The sequence below is a fragment of the Bowmanella dokdonensis genome (assembly GCF_017254865.1).
In the GTDB taxonomy this organism is placed as follows: Bacteria; Pseudomonadota; Gammaproteobacteria; order Enterobacterales; family Alteromonadaceae; genus Bowmanella; species Bowmanella dokdonensis.
In genome coordinates, this window is record NZ_JAFKCV010000377.1 from 1 (window position 1) to 288 (window position 288).

A 288-nucleotide genomic window follows, 5' to 3' on the forward strand; every position below is an offset into this window, starting at 1 on the left:
TACCGGTCGGTTCCTTAAACCTATGCTGGGGTAGCAGTTAACCCCGGCAACGAATCTGCAGGGTCGGTTTTGACCACAAGTCACCGCCCTGCCATTGGAAGGGAAAGCAGATGTTAAGCCAGGAATTTGAAGTACGCTTTTACGAAACCGACGCTCTGCGCCATGTCAGCAATACCGTTCTGGCCGGGTGGTTTGAAGCCGCCCGCGAACCTATCTTTCGTATCTTTACCCCCAAGCTGGATTTAGCAAACTGGCCGCTGATTCTGGCCAGTTACAAAATCGATTTTC

The 288-nt window shown here is 51.7% G+C and carries 1 protein-coding gene; it reads left to right on the forward strand.

All coding sequences use genetic code 11. The features are described 5' to 3' along the window. Window positions 1–110: 110 nt before the first annotated feature. Window positions 111–288: hotdog family protein (locus tag J0A66_RS23495; RefSeq protein ID WP_500676678.1), on the forward strand; the 178-nt coding region annotated here is incomplete at its 3' end.